We start from the raw sequence: 14,244 nt of genomic DNA on the forward strand, positions 1-14,244 counted from the left end.
TGTGCCCGATCCGTGATCTTGCAGTCGGAAATGTCGGACTGCAAGATCACGGAAGGTGTTCTCGCTGGTGGCGGCGGCCGACTGCGAGTTTCTGCAAGATCACGAACGGGAAATCCGCAGGTGGGCAAGGGAGTCTGCGAGCATTCGCAAGATCACGCCATGGGGGGAGGTGGGGGTGGTGACGGTGGGCGATGTCGCTGAGGCGGGGGAGCGCCGGATCGGCTGGGCCGCCAGGGCCATGCCGGTGCTGACCGCGCTGGGGGAGCGGTTCGCCGGCGAGCGGCCGCTGGAGGGACTGCGGATAGCCGCCTGCCTGCACGTCACGGCCGAGACCGCCGTGTTGCTGGGGACGCTCCGGGCGGGCGGCGCCGAGATCGCGCTGGCCGCCTCCAACCCGCTGTCCACCCAGGACGACGTCGCCGCGGCCCTGGAGACGTACGGCATGGCCGTACACGCGCGGGCCGGAGTGGACAGGACAACCTACTACCGGCATATCCACCAGACGCTCGATATTTCCCCCAATATCGTGCTCGACGATGGGTGTGACCTGGTCAACATCCTCCACACCGAGCGCATGGAGCTGCTCGACGCGGTGAGCGGCGGCTGTGAGGAGACCACGACCGGCGTCATCCGGCTCCGCCAGATGGCCACCGAGGACGCCCTGCGATTCCCCGTGGTCGCGGTCAACGACACCCGCACCAAGCGGATGTTCGACAACCGGTACGGCACCGGCCAGTCGACGCTCGACGGCATCATGCGGGCGACCAACATCCTGATGGCCGGCCGCACCGTCGTCGTGGCCGGGTTCGGCTTCTGCGGCCGGGGCGTCGCCGAGCGGGCGAGGGGGCTGGGCGCCCGGGTGATCGTCACCGAGATCGATCCGGTGAAGGCGCTGGACGCCATGCTGCAGGGGTACGATGTCCGGCCGATGGACCGGGCAGCCGAGATCGGCGACGTGTTCGTGACCGTCACCGGCAACCGGGACGTCATACGCGGCGAACACCTGGCCGTCATGAAGGACGGCGCCATTCTGGCCAACGCCGGCCATTTCGACGTCGAGATCGACGTACGCGCACTGGAGGAGTCGGCGACCGCCGTGCGTTTCGGCATCCGCCCGAACACCGACGAGTACGTCATGGCCGACGGCAGGCGGCTGCTGCTGCTGTCGGAGGGACGCCTGGTCAACCTCACAGCGGCGGAGGGTCACCCGGCCGCGGTCATGGACATGTCGTTCTCGGCCCAGGCGCTCGCCGTCGCCTGGCTCGCGAAGGAGTCCGTACGGCTGACGCCGGGCGTCTACGATGTGCCGGCCGAGATCGACACCGAGGTGGCCCGGCTCAAGCTCGCGGCCGCCGACGTCGAGATCGACACCCTCACCGACGACCAGGAGCAGTACCTCCACTCCTGGCGCCTCGGTTCGTAGCGGCTCCGTCGACGTCATGGCGGGAACGGCGGCATCCGGTCCGTCCAGAAGTCGGCCGGACGGGCCCTGCCGACCTCGTCGGAATGTCGGTCGGCCAGGCTAGGTTTCTCGGCATGGCTTCTCGCTCTGATGACCTGTTCTCCGGGGTCGGCCGGCTGGTGGTGCTCGTAGCGGACCCCGACGCGGCGCTCGCGTTCTACCGGGACGTCCTCGGTTTCACCGTGCTGCACGACCGGACGGCCGGCGGATATCGATATCTGCACATCGGTGTGCCCGGCCAGGACGGGACCGGCCTCTGGCTGATGCCCGCCACCTCGGACCGGGAGCGAGATCTGATCGGCCGCCAGTGCGGGGGACAGCCGTTACTCGTCCTCTACACGGCCGACCTCGATCGGGTCGGCGTGCGGCTGCGTGAGCACGGCGTCCGGGTGTGGAACGAACGTGACGACGCGGACAGCCGCTCGCTCCACTTCGCGGATCTGTACGGGAACGTGATCGTCGTGGCCCAACTGCTGGGCGGGTGACCCGACGAGGACGGGCACGACCGTGAGACGACCTCTCCTCCGCCTTCCGGTCGCGCCCGCCTCAACCCCACTCACAGGCACTGCCCCAAGGCCTGCGAGGGTCACAGGTGCCCCGGGAACGGGGATGTACACCTCCGGCCGGGAATTAATCGAGAAATCAGGCGGGTGGGACGAACCCGCCGGGCGTCGGCCCAGGTGGCGGACCCTGCGGCGCTCCGGGGTCCGTTCCCGTCGCCGTGCCGTACCCGCCGGATGCGCCGTGCCCATGGGATGCGCCGTGCCCATGGGATGCGCCGTGCCAGGGCGGCACGGAGGGCCGGCGGGCCTGTGCCCGGGTGAGCCGGATCTCGGTGCGGCGGCGGCGTTCCGCGAGCACGGCGGAGAGATAGGCGTGCGGTGGGACGCCCGGCGGAGGCGGCGGGGTGACGCGGGACATCACCTGGGCCGAGATCCGCGTCCCCATCTCGTGCTGGACGGCGGGGGCGAGATCGTGCCGGCGGGAGAGGTACTGCCTGGCGGCGCCCGCCAGCTCGTCGGTGAGCTGGGAGAGCTCCAGCGTGGCGGCCCAGGAGGCGAGCCGCTGCGGCATGATCGGCGGCGGGCTCTGGCGCGGCCCGCGCTCCCCGATGACGAGGGTGCCGGCGAAGATGTCGCCGAGCCGTTTGCCCTTCTCGTTGGCGAGCGAGGTGATGAGCGCGGGGGCGCCGGCGAACATCCAGAACTCCACGACCCCGGCGAGCCCGCGAAACAGCGCCTGGCGGAAGCGCTCCGGCCCGCCGTCGTCGCTCACCACCCGCAGACCGAGCACGATCTTGCCGACGCTGCGGCCCCTGCTGACGGTCTCGAACGCCACCGGACAGGCCACGATGACGAGCACGGCGAGCAGGATGTTCAGGCCGGCGGCCAGTGCGTCGTCGATGATCGGGGAGGCGAGGGCGATGAGCAGGTACACGGCGATGAGCAGGGCGATCTGGATGACGAAGTCGATCAGGAACGCCAGCGCGCGGCTGGAGAACTGGGCGACCCCCACCTCGACGACCACGGCCTCGCCCGTCACGACTTCGGACACACTGGGCACCCTACCGGGGGCGTCGGCACCGGTTCCGCCGCGCTGACCGTCAACGGGCCCGATAGGGTCCGATGCGTGGACATGGACGCGTTCGTCGCCGTGAACGGACCGGTCTGGGACCGGCTCGACGAACTGGTGCGGTGGCGTCGCAGCCTGGACGGCGCCGAGGTCGACGAGCTGATCGAGCTCTACCAGCGGGCGACCACGCACCTGTCCATCGTCCGCTCGGGATCGGCCGACCCGGTCCTCGTGGGCCGGCTGTCGTCGCTGGTCGCGCGGGCCCGCTCGGCGGTCACCGGGGCGCACAGCCCGGCCTGGCGGGAGCTCGTCCGGTTCTTCACGGTGTCGTTCCCCGTCGTGGCCTACCGGGCCGGCCGGTGGTGGTTCGGCGCGGCGCTCGGGTCGCTGGCCGTCGCCTACGTGCTCGGGGCATGGGTGGTGCGGGATCCCTCGGTCCAGGCGGTCCTGGGCACGCCCCAGGAGATCGGGCAGCTCGTCGAGCACGATTTCGCCGACTACTACTCCGAGCATCCGGCCGCCTCGTTCGCCGGTCAGGTCTGGGTGAACAACGCCTGGGTGTCGCTGCAGGTCATCGTCTCGGCGATCCTGCTGGGGCTGCCGATTCCGTGGATTCTCTGGCAGAACGCCGCGAACCTGGGCATCGTCAGCGGGCTGATGCACGCCAACGGCAAGGCCGACGTGTTCTGGGGACTGATCCTGCCGCACGGCATGCTGGAGCTGACCGCGGTCTTCCTCGCGGCGGGGGTCGGCATGCGGCTCGGCTGGACGGTGATCGACCCCGGGCCCAGGCGCCGCGCCGAGGTGCTGGCCGAGCAGGGGAGGGCCGTGATGAGCGTCGCCCTGGGGCTGGTCGCCGTGCTGCTGATCTCCGGGCTGATCGAGGCCGGGGTCACCCCGTCGGGCCTGCCCACGTGGGCCCGCATCGCCATCGGAGCGCTGGCCGAGGCGCTCTTCCTCACCTACGTGATCGTCTTCGGACGCCGTGCCGTACGCGCGGACGAGACCGGCGACATCGAGGACGCCCCAGATCTGGCTCCCAGCGTCTGACGACACCACACGGGAACGAATTTAGGTAGCCCGAAATTCCGATATTTGAGTCAGCCGCATTCTGACCAATTTCCCGGCGATGTCAGACCGCGTCCTGACCGAAAAATTCTAATTTCTTTCACAGGGCTGACAAGGCTGACAATCGGGTTATACGATCGCCTCTCGTGACTGAAGCCGATCTTGCGGGCCACCTCCTGGCAAGTGACCTCTACTTCGTCATACATGACGACAGAACAGGCCAGATGCGGCTGCATCCTCGGCTGACCGGGCTCGGTCTGGCCGCGGCCATCGTGGGGGAATTGATGCTCGCCGGGCGCGTCGCCATCGCGGTCGCCGCGGGCCAGGCGCGGCTCACCCCGCTCCATCCCGCCCCCGCGCCGGGCATGGTCTCCGCGCCGGGCAGGGCCCATGCGCCCGGGGCGACCCGCGGGCCGGGCGCGCCGACGGCGATCGACGAGGTCGCCCAGACCGCGCTCGGCCACATCCTCGCCGAGCCCGCCCATTCGCTGCAGACGTGGCTGCGTTTCCTCGCTCGTACGGCTCACGCCGACGTGGCCGCCCGCCTGACCGGGGCCGGAATGCTGCGACCTCGCTCCGGCAGACGGCTGCCGCTCCGGTCCCGTCCGCAGGTCCCCGTCGATCCCAACGCGGCCCTGTGGCCCGTCGGGCGGCTCAACCTCGCCATTCAGCGTGGTCAGCGGCTTGACATCCGCGACGCGCTCCTGCTGGGGCTGGTCGTCGCCACCACGGTCGCCAGGGCGGTGCTGTGGGAGCCGGAGTCGAGACACCTGGCGGACTCGATCGCCGGGCTGCCGGCGCCGTACCGGGAGTTGATCGCCCAGACCAAGGCGGCCATCGGCGACGCCGTCATCAGTCCCCGATGAAAGCACCCGGGTTAAAGCGGCCCAGGCGAAAGTTTCCCTGAAAGCGCGCGTAAAAGCGTCCATAAAAGTGCCCATGTAAAAGGTCCCGGTGAAAGTTCCGGTGCGAACCGACGCCCCCCTCCACGGAGTTTCCGCATGTCCCTGACAGAGCACAGAACGACGAGCGCCGTCTCGGCGGCGCTGGCCAAAGACCGCCTCGGCGTGCCGTCCGTGGTGTTCTTCGTCATCTCGGCGGCGGCGCCGCTGACCGTCATCGCCGGCGTGGTGAGCACGGCCTACGCCGCGACCGGCGTCACCGGTGTGCCGCTGGCGTTCATCCTGCTCGGCGCCATCCTCGGGCTGTTCGCCGTCGGCTATGTGACGATGGCCCGCTACGTGGTCAACGCGGGCGCGTTCTACGCGTACACCGCCAAAGGCCTCGGCCGGCCGGTGGGCGTGGCGACCGCGTGGGTCGCGCTGCTGGCCTACAACGCGCTTCAGGTGGGCCTCTACGGTGTGATCGGCTCGGCCGCCGAACCGCTGTTCGTCGACTGGTTCGGCATCTCGCCGCCGTGGTGGCTGATCGCACTGGCCTTCTGGGCGCTGACCGGGGTGCTCGGGCTCATGCGGGTGGACGTGAACGGCAAGGTCCTGTCCGTCCTGCTGCTGACCGAGGTCGCCGTCGTCGTCGTGTTCGACATCGCGAATCTCCTGCACCCGGCCGCAGCGGCGGGCTACAGCATGGGGGTCTTCAACCCCGGGAACCTCTTCGTGCCCGGCGTCGGGGCCGTGATCGCGATCTGCGTCGCGTCGTTCTCCGGCTTCGAGTCGTCGGTGGTGTTCTCCGAGGAGACCAAGGATCCGAGGCGCACGGTGCCGCTCGCCACCTACGTCGCGCTCGTCGTCATCTCCGCGCTGTACGCGCTGTCGTCGTGGGCGCTGACCGTGCCCGTCGGCGTGGACAGGATCGTCGGCGCCTCCCGGGAGCAGGGCCCCGAGCTCCTGTTCGCCCTCGCCGGGCAGCACCTGGGGTCGACCATCGCGACCATCGGGTCCGTCCTGTTCGTGACCAGCATCGTCGCCGCGATGATCGCCTTCCACAACACGATCGCCCGCTACGTCTTCGCGCTCGGCCGGGAGAACGTCCTGCCCGCCGGCTTCGCCCGTACCAACCCGCCGACCGGCGCCCCGATCATCGGTTCGCTGACCCAGAGCGTCTTCGGGCTGGCCGTGATCGTCCTGTACGCGGCCTTCGACCTGGATCCGCTGGTCCACCTGTTCTTCACGATCGGCTCGTTCGGCGGCCTGGGTGTTCTGCTGCTGCTGGCGGGTACGTCCGTCGCCGTGCTGGCCTTCTTCCTCAAGACCCCCGGCGTGGAGAACGCCTGGCGGACCCGGATCGCGCCGGCCGTCGCCTCGGTGCTGCTGATCGTCGTCCTCGGGCTCGCCCTGGTCAACTTCGACACGGTCCTCGGCGTGGCTCCCGACTCCCTGCTCCGCTGGGCCCTGCCCGCCGCCTACTTCGCCGCCATCGGGCTCGGCGTCGCCTGGGGCCTCGCCCTGCGGCGCAACCGTCCCGGTGTCTACGCCAACATCGGCCTGGGCGCCCAGGCCGCAGTCAGGAGGAGCAGTTGACCGAGCTCATCCGGATCCAGCACACTCCGGAGGCCGCCGCGGTCGTCGGCGCGATCATCGCGGAGTCCTTCCACGACCTCGAGGTCTCGACCTGGATCGTCCGGCCCGACGAGGACCGGCGCCAGGTGCTGCCGCCGTACTTCGCCCTGTTCACCGAGCACGCCTTCGCACACGGCGAGGTCTACGTGACGGCGGACATGTCGGCGGCCGCCGTGTGGTTCGACAACCAGACCCCGCCCCTTCCCGACGTCCCGGACCTGGAGGCGCGCCTCGCGGCGTTCGCCGGTTCGCACGCGCAGCGGTTCACACTGCTCGGCGAGGAGATGGACAAGCGGCACCCGCACGACCCGCACTGCTATCTCGCGTTCCTCGCGGTGGTGCCGAACCGGCAGAGTCAGGGGCTGGGCAGCCGGCTGCTGGCGGAGCACCACCGCAGGCTCGACGAGGCGGGGACCGCGGCCTATCTGGAGGCCAGCAACGCCCGTAGCCGGGAGTTCTACCTGCGTCACGGCTATGCGGATCTCGGCGAGCCGCTGATCCTGCCCGACGGCCCGCCCATGTTCCCGATGTGGCGGCCCCCGGCATCCTGAGCCCGACCTGCTTCCACGAGGGGCCCGTACGGAGTTCTCCGTACGGGCCCCTCGCCGGCGGTGGGGTGCCCGAGGAGGCGTGCGAAGCGTTCTTCAGAGGCGGCCGGCGGCCTTGAGCGCGAGGTAGGCGTCGGCCAGCGCGGGCGCGATGTCCTCGGGGAGCGCGTCCACGACCTCGACGCCGTGGCCGCGCAGCAGCGCGGTGATCCTGCGCCGCTCCCCGCGCAGGCGTTCGGCCGCCGCCGCGTCGTACACGCGCTCGGCCGTGCCCCTGCCGGACGCCATGGCGGCCACCCGCGGGTCGGCGACGGCGGCGACCAGGACGAGATGGCGGGAGGAGAGCTGGGGCAGCACCGGCAGCAGGCCCTCCTCGAGCGAGGCCGGGTTGAGGTCGGTCAGCAGCACCACGAGGCAGCGGCGACCGGTCCTGGCCAGCACGGCCGACACCATCCCGGCCCCGTCGGACTCGACGAGTTCCGCCTCGATCGGCGCCATGACGTCGACGAGCGAGGAGAGCAGCTCGGTCCGGGAGGCCCCGGACAGCGACGCGCGGACCTTCCGGTCATAGGCGAGGAAGTCGACCCGGTCTCCGGCGCGTGAGGCGAGCGCGGCGAGGAGCAGCGCGGCGTCCATCGACCAGTCCAGCCTGGGCCAGCCCGCTTCTGGACGGCCGGCGGCCTCCGCCGCCGCAGGCCCGCCGTGCCCCGCTCGTGGTCCGCCCGGCTTCCCGTCGCCCGCCGGTGGTTCCCCGGCGAGCGGGATCGGCGCGGCCCCGACCCGGCCCGCCGACGTGCGGCCCGTGTCGAGGACGATCAGCACGCGCCGGTCGCGCTCGGGCCGCCAGGTCCGTACGACCACGTCGGAGCGCCTGGCGGTGGCCCGCCAGTCGATGGACCTGGCGTCGTCGCCGGCGACGTACTCCCTGAGCGAGTCGAACTCGGTGCCCTGACCGCGTACGAGCGCCGGGTGGTTGCCGTCCAGTTCCCGCAGCCTGGCCAGCCTGCCGGGCAGGTGCTTGTGGCTGAGGAACGGCGGCAGCACCCGGATCGACCACGGCACCCGGTGCGTGCCCTGCCTCCCGGCCAGGCCGAGCGGCCCGAGTGAGCGGACCGTCACGACGACGGCCTCGCTGTCCCCCCTCCTGGTGGGCGTCAGCGTCGTGGTCAGGCGCCGCCGCTCGCCGCTCGGCACGGCGAACCGCACCCGGTGCGGCCTCGCCCCCGCCGAGGGCGGCCACGCGTCGCGCAGCACGCCCCGGACCCGGCGGGCGCCGGGGTTCTCCACGATCAGCCCGATCTCGGCCGACCCGCCGAGCCGTACCAGCCGCTCGCCGTCCCGGACGAAGCGCAGCGCGCGCACGCTGCCCGCGAGCAGCAGGTCGACCACCACGAGCGCGGCGAGCAGCAGCGCGATCCCGGCCACGGCGAGTCCGGGCCGCTGCGCGAAGAGCACGGCGACGGCGCCCAGCGCGGCGAGCAGGGCGACGCGTCCGGTCAGCGCCACGACGCGGCCGCTCCTGTCGGTACGGCTGCCGCCTCCTGCTGCGTGATCGCGAACTCCATATCTGCCGGTCGGCCCGGCCGCATGCGATGTCGCAAGATCGCAGGCTCCTGTCAGCGGGGGACGGGGACGGTGGCGAGGATGCCGTCCAGGATGCCGTCGGGCGTGGCGCCCTCGATCTCGGCCTCCGGCCTGAGCTGCACGCGGTGGCGCAGCGCGGGCCGGGCCAGGGCCTTGACGTCGTCGGGGGTGACGTAGGACCGTCCCGACAGCCAGCCCCACGCGCGGGCCGCGGCGAGCAGCGCGGTCGCCCCTCGCGGGGACACGCCGATGCGCAGCGACGGAGAATCGCGGGTGGCCCGGGCGAGATCGACCACGTATCCGAGCACCTTCGGCGCCACGTGCACCTGCTTGACGGCGTCGCGACCGGCCGCGAGGTCTGCGGCCGTGGCCACCGGTTCGATCTCGGAGAGGTCGCGGGGGTCGAACCCCTGCACGTGCCGTTCCAGCACCGCGATCTCCTGCTCCCTGGGCGGCAGCGGCACGGTGAGCTTGAGCAGGAACCTGTCGAGCTGCGCCTCGGGAAGCCGGTAGGTGCCCTCGTACTCGATGGGGTTCTGCGTGGCGGCCACGATGAACGGATCGGGCAGCGCGCGTGCTGCGCCGTCCACGCTGATCTGGCGCTCCTCCATCGCTTCGAGGAGGGCGGCCTGGGTCTTCGGCGGGGTCCGGTTGATCTCGTCGGCCAGCAGCAGGTTCGTGAAGACCGGCCCCTTGCGGAACTCGAACTCCGCCGTCTTGGCGTCGTAGACGAGCGAGCCGGTGACGTCACCGGGCATCAGATCGGGGGTGAACTGGATCCGCTTGAAATCCAGCGCGAGCGCGGACGCCAGCGTGCGGACCAGCAGGGTCTTGGCCACCCCGGGGACGCCTTCGAGCAGCACGTGCCCCCGGCACAGCAGCGCGATGACCAGGCCGGTGACGACGGCGTCCTGGCCCACCACGGCCTTGGCCACCTCGGCGCGCAGCGCGGCGAGCGCGCCGCGGGCCGCCTCGGCCCCCGGCGGGTCGGTTCCCCGCGCGTTCGATCCGGGCGCGGTCGACGCGGGGGGCCTGGCGACTCCCGCAGATCCAGCGGATCCGAGAGGCGCTGTTCCCGCTGATCCGGAAGGCACTGCTCCGGAGGATCCGGGTGACACGGCTGCGGTCAAGAGTCTCGAACCTGCCTTTCGAGTCTGTCGAGGTGCTCGGCGAGCGCCACCAGGCCGGCGTCGTCCTTCGGCGCCGGGCCGTACAGCGTGGTCCGCACGTGGTTCAGATCCTCCCCGGTCCGTACGGCCACCGCCGCGGCGACCTCGCCGGGCGGCGCGGCGGCGGGCAGCCCGAGCCGCGGGACGATCCGGTCGGCCGCGGCGGCACGCAGCGCGAGCGCCGCCCGGTCACGCGCCCGCCTGGCCCGGTAGAGCCGGCCGCGCCCCTCCACGGTCTCGGACGCCCGGACGATCACGGGGAGACGCTCGACCACGACCGGGCCGAGCCTGCGCCCACGCCAGACGGCGGCCGCCGCCACCGCGACGACGAGCTGGAGGACCGCCCAGCCGACCCCGTCCGGGACGAGGTCGCCGAGCGTCCGCGCCTCCCGGGCATCGGATCCGCCGGCCTCTCCGGCGTCGACGCGGTCCACGACATCCGGGGCGACCAGCCAGACCACCCGCCGCTTCGCCCCGGCCAGGTTGAGCGCGAGCGCGGCGTTGCCGTCCTCGGCGAGCCGGAGGTTGGTCATGAAGCCGCCGTCGCCGGCCACGGTGACCGTGCGCCCGTCGAGGACGTACCGGACCAGGGTCGGCCGCCCGCCGGCGGGATAACAGCCGGTGGACCCGGCCGGCCCCGTGAACGACATGCCGCCCAGATAGGCGCTCCCGGCCAGGGCGGCCTCCCGTAGCCCGCATTCCGGATCGCGTGATCTGGTGCGGACGGCGCGGTTCTCGGGCCTGACCCCGCTCGCGAGGATGCCCAGGTGCGCCGCGCGCCCCACGATGAGACGGTCGGCCGGGGACGCGGCGAGCCGTCTCGCGTCCGCCTCGCTCACCTCGCTGGCTTCGGTGACGACGAGCAGGCTGCCGGAGCCGGCCGCGGCCAGCGCGGCCGAGACGCCGTCGACGCGTTCGACCGCGACGCCGTGATCCGCGAGCACCTCGGCGAGGGCCCGCGTGCCCACCGGGGACGTGTCGGCGGGGTCGGCGTACCTGCCGCCCGCGTCACCGGACGGCGACAGCAGCAGCGGCACCACCGCCGCGGCCACCACGATGATCCCCACCAGTGCGATCCCGCGCAGCCGGCGCCACCGCCCGGTCTTCACCACGGCGGTTCCCGTCTCGGGAGGAGCGCCGTCGGGGGGAGAGACCGTCTCTTCCGCCTCGGGCGGCCTCGGCCCGCCGGTCGCGGGGCGGCCGTCGCTCGTCCGGGTGCTCACGTGGCCGCCTCCAGCGAGACCCGGGCCTTCCTGAGGTCGTCGTCGAGAGTGGTGAGCTGGAGGTACGCCTTCCGGGTGCCGGGCGCTTCGCCGTACGTGACGTCGTCGAAGACGCGCGCCGCCCGCCGAAGCGCGACGGCGTGGGACGGCAGCGCGGCGCCGGCGGCCTCGGCCAGCTCGGTGGCGGTGCGGCCGGGCAGCGGGCTGACGATGGCGCGCTCCTCCAGGTCTCGGGCGATCGCGCGGAGCCGCTCCTGGACGGCGGCGCGCCAGTTCCCGTCGGCGGCGTGCCGCTGCGCCGCGGTCCTGTGCTCGGCGGCGGACAGCTCCGGCCGGTCGAAGACGCCGCCGGCGCCGCCGCCGCCGACGCGCGACATCCGGCGCAGGGCCCACAGCAGCAGCGCCGCCAGGGCGGCGAGGATCAGGCCGATGACGATGAGCGATACGACGCCGCCGGCCGAGCCCGTGCCGGAATCGAGCAGATCGCCCAGGAACTCGGTGAACTTCCGCCAGAGCCAGTCGACCAGAGACTCATGCCGGTAGTCCGGCCGTTGCAACTCCCGCTCCGCCTCCTGCCGGGCCTGGTCGCGTCCGACATCGACGGGGGGTCCGATCGGCGACCCGACCAGCGACAGGGCTGTCCATGAGGACAGCGTCACGGCCGGGGCCCCTGGTACGGGCCTTGGTGGGGCGGCGCCCCGGTGCCCGGGTCGGCCCCGGGGGCCGACGCCGCGGCGTAGGACGGATGCCACAGGTCGTCGACGCCGGCGTGCACCCACCCCTGCTCCTGGTTACGCGCGGCGGCGGTCCGCAGCACGAGGTCGAACGCCTCGGCCCGCATCCGCCGGTCGGCGTACAGCAGCCCGCTGACCCCCGCCTGGAACGGATAGGTGATCATCGAGGTCAGGATGCCGCCGACGGACACCAGCAGGGCCCCGATGATCGCCGATGCGGCCGAGCCCTCGCCGAAGAGCCCGAGCAGGGTCCCGGCGAGGCTGAAGGGGAAGGAAAGCACCACGCCCACCAACCCGATGAGCATCCCGGTCAGCAGCACGATGCCGAGCACCCGCCACGAATCCCCCCTGACCAGCCGCCACGAACGGCGCATGGCGTCGGTCGCGCCGAGCCCTTCCAGCACGACCGATGGGGCGGCCAGGGCGAGCTTCGTCTGGAAGAACAGCACATAGGGGATGTAGAGCAGGATGAACAGCAGGACGAGGAGGAACATCGCCCCCACGCTGGAACCGTCCAGATCGTCGAGTGAGCCCGCCATCATGAGCGATACGAACGCCATGAACGCGACCAGCGCCGGGGCGAGCAGGATGAGCCCCTGGATCAGGACCAGCCCGAGCAGCGCGGGCACCCGCGACCTGGCCAGCCGCCAGGCCTCGCCGGCGGTGATGCGTCCGCCGAAGACGGCGCGGCCGAGCACCCGGGTGAGGATGCCGGTGAGGACCGTGGTGGCGAAGAACGTGATCACGAGGGAGATCAGCGTGCCGGTGAGGTCGATGACCTCTCCGATGGGCAGGATCTCGGTCGTCTCCGACTCGCCGCTCAACGCGGTGCCGTAGCCCTGCAGCAGGAACGCCTGCCCGACCGTGATCGGGAGCGTGGTGATCGCGGCCACGACGGCCGAGAGGCCGAGCGTCGCCTTCGGGTTGGCCCGGATCAGCTTGATCGAACCGTCGAGGATGTCGCCGAGGGCCAGCGGGCGCAGCGGGATGATGCCGGGCCGGGGGGCCTGGGGCTGCGGGTGGAAGCCGTACGGCCCGGACTGTTCGCCGTACTGCTGCCCGCCGTGGCCGTACGGACCGGGTCCGTGCCCGTGGGGCGTGCCGTACGGCGGCCGCTGCGGACCGGGGCCGCCGGGGTCGCCGGGGTTTCCGGGGTCGGGGGAGGCGCCGGGCCGTTCCTGGCCGCCTGGCGAGACCCAGGACGTGGCGGCCCCGCCGCGGTACGGCGGAGGTTGCTCGGCCGACCAGCCGGGGGGTACGTCGGGCGTAGGATCGGGGGCGTCTGTCATGTCCCAATCCTGGCATGTTGTACGGCTCGCCGCACGGTGGCGTGACCCGCCGTGTGGTGGCGCGGCGCAGGTCGGAGCGGCCTTTGGCATGGCAGGTCCCGCGCGATCGGATCAGCCGTACGAGACCGGCGGGGAGACTCGGACGAGGCCCGCGCGGGAGTCGCTCTTCCGCGCCCGGACGGCCGCTGAGACGCCGGGGCGAGTGTCGGGCGCGGTTCAAGCTCCTGCCCGCATCCGGTCAGGTAATCGCGCTTCCTCGCTCCTGGGCCTAAACTTCGTCCTCTGTGATGGTGGTGTTACCCCCAAGCGGCGCCCACGGGTAACCTTCCAGTGAAACCTGTGATAATCACCTGAATCTCCCAAGCGTAGAACGAATGAGGGGCTATGAAAGGACGCGTGCTGGTCGTCGACGACGACGCCGCTCTCGCCGAGATGCTCGGCATCGTATTGCGCGGGGAGGGTTTCGAGCCGTCGTTCGTCTCCGATGGTGACAAGGCGCTGGACGCGTTTCGCGACACCCGGCCCGACCTCGTCCTCCTGGACCTGATGCTGCCCGGGGCCGACGGCATAGACGTATGCCGTCGCATCCGCGCCGAGTCCGGCGTCCCGATCGTCATGCTGACGGCCAAGAGCGACACGATAGACGTGGTGCTCGGCCTGGAATCGGGCGCCGACGATTACATCATCAAGCCCTTCAAGCCCAAGGAACTCGTGGCGCGCGTCCGCGCTCGGCTGCGCCGTACCGACGAGCCGACCCCGGAGATCCTGCAGATCGGCGACATCACCATCGACGTGGCCGGTCACTCGGTGAAGCGGGGCGAGGAGACGATCAACCTCACGCCGCTGGAGTTCGACCTGCTGGTGGCGCTGGCGCGCAAGCCGCGCCAGGTGTTCACCCGCGAGGTGCTGCTCGAGCAGGTCTGGGGATATCGCCACGCCGCCGACACCCGGCTGGTCAACGTGCACGTGCAGCGGCTCCGCGCGAAGATAGAGAAGGACCCCGAGCACCCCGAGATCGTGGTGACGGTCCGAGGCGTGGGCTACAAGGCCGGCCCGGCGTAACGCCTCACCTCCGG

At 71.8% G+C, this 14,244-nt stretch carries 13 protein-coding genes; 7 read left to right on the forward strand and 6 right to left on the reverse strand.

Annotation, left to right across the window (positions count from 1 at the left end):
- Positions 1–184: 184 nt before the first annotated feature.
- Positions 185–1,423, forward strand: a complete 1,239-nt coding sequence (locus tag ACQP1K_RS05865; protein ID WP_433499844.1) for an adenosylhomocysteinase — start codon at positions 185–187, stop codon at positions 1,421–1,423.
- Between the two features lie 113 nt (positions 1,424–1,536).
- A complete protein-coding gene (locus ACQP1K_RS05870) occupies positions 1,537–1,947 on the forward strand; it encodes a VOC family protein (protein WP_433499845.1) in 411 nt (136 codons plus the stop codon).
- 157 nt (positions 1,948–2,104) lie between these two features.
- Here ACQP1K_RS05870 and ACQP1K_RS05875 read toward each other — a convergent pair whose 3' ends face one another.
- Positions 2,105–3,016, reverse strand: coding sequence for an RDD family protein (locus ACQP1K_RS05875; RefSeq protein WP_433499846.1), 912 nt, complete (start codon positions 3,014–3,016; stop codon positions 2,105–2,107).
- A 75-nt stretch (positions 3,017–3,091) separates the two neighbouring features.
- On the opposite strand from ACQP1K_RS05875, the gene ACQP1K_RS05880 reads away from it, so the two are divergent.
- From ACQP1K_RS05880 to ACQP1K_RS05895, 4 genes are all read left to right on the forward strand, one after another.
- Complete coding sequence (locus ACQP1K_RS05880; protein ID WP_433499847.1) at positions 3,092–4,084, forward strand: stage II sporulation protein M; 993 nt, start codon at positions 3,092–3,094, stop codon at positions 4,082–4,084.
- 164 nt (positions 4,085–4,248) lie between these two features.
- Positions 4,249–4,968 (forward strand): GOLPH3/VPS74 family protein, encoded by a 720-nt coding sequence (locus ACQP1K_RS05885; RefSeq protein ID WP_433499848.1) that lies wholly within the window; start codon positions 4,249–4,251, stop codon positions 4,966–4,968.
- A 135-nt stretch (positions 4,969–5,103) separates the two neighbouring features.
- Positions 5,104–6,582 (forward strand): APC family permease, encoded by a 1,479-nt coding sequence (locus ACQP1K_RS05890; RefSeq protein WP_433499849.1) that lies wholly within the window; start codon positions 5,104–5,106, stop codon positions 6,580–6,582.
- Complete coding sequence (locus tag ACQP1K_RS05895; protein WP_433499850.1) at positions 6,579–7,172, forward strand: GNAT family N-acetyltransferase; 594 nt, start codon at positions 6,579–6,581, stop codon at positions 7,170–7,172. The genes ACQP1K_RS05890 and ACQP1K_RS05895 overlap by 4 nt, the downstream gene beginning before the upstream one ends.
- A 93-nt stretch (positions 7,173–7,265) precedes the next feature.
- Here the strand turns inward: ACQP1K_RS05895 and ACQP1K_RS05900 are convergent, their stop codons facing one another.
- The 5 genes from ACQP1K_RS05900 to ACQP1K_RS05920 form a co-directional block, all read right to left on the reverse strand.
- The gene (locus ACQP1K_RS05900; RefSeq protein ID WP_433499851.1) at positions 7,266–8,675 is read right to left on the reverse strand and encodes a DUF58 domain-containing protein; all 1,410 of its coding nucleotides are present in this window, start codon (positions 8,673–8,675) and stop codon (positions 7,266–7,268) included.
- 110 nt (positions 8,676–8,785) lie between these two features.
- Positions 8,786–9,847 carry an AAA family ATPase gene (locus ACQP1K_RS05905; RefSeq protein ID WP_433499852.1) on the reverse strand — a complete coding sequence of 354 codons (1,062 nt, stop codon included), beginning with the start codon at positions 9,845–9,847 and terminating at the stop codon, positions 8,786–8,788.
- Positions 9,848–9,879: 32 nt separating this feature from the next.
- On the reverse strand, positions 9,880–11,145 hold the full coding sequence (locus tag ACQP1K_RS05910) for a DUF4350 domain-containing protein (protein ID WP_433499853.1): 1,266 nt from the start codon (positions 11,143–11,145) through the stop codon (positions 9,880–9,882).
- Positions 11,142–11,804 carry a DUF4129 domain-containing protein gene (locus ACQP1K_RS05915; RefSeq protein WP_433499854.1) on the reverse strand — a complete coding sequence of 221 codons (663 nt, stop codon included), beginning with the start codon at positions 11,802–11,804 and terminating at the stop codon, positions 11,142–11,144. The genes ACQP1K_RS05910 and ACQP1K_RS05915 overlap by 4 nt, the downstream gene beginning before the upstream one ends.
- Entirely contained in the window at positions 11,801–13,168 is a 1,368-nt protein-coding gene (locus tag ACQP1K_RS05920; RefSeq protein ID WP_433499855.1) for a glycerophosphoryl diester phosphodiesterase membrane domain-containing protein, read from the reverse strand. Before ACQP1K_RS05920 ends, ACQP1K_RS05915 begins: the two co-directional genes overlap by 4 nt.
- Positions 13,169–13,552: 384 nt before the next feature.
- Between ACQP1K_RS05920 and mtrA the strand changes: the two genes are divergently transcribed.
- The gene (gene mtrA, locus ACQP1K_RS05925; protein WP_055478012.1) at positions 13,553–14,230 is read left to right on the forward strand and encodes an MtrAB system response regulator MtrA; all 678 of its coding nucleotides are present in this window, start codon (positions 13,553–13,555) and stop codon (positions 14,228–14,230) included.
- Positions 14,231–14,244: the final 14 nt, after the last annotated feature.

Origin of the sequence: Sphaerimonospora sp. CA-214678, from assembly GCF_050942215.1 — a bacterium.
Classification (GTDB): domain Bacteria; phylum Actinomycetota; class Actinomycetes; order Streptosporangiales; family Streptosporangiaceae; genus Sphaerimonospora.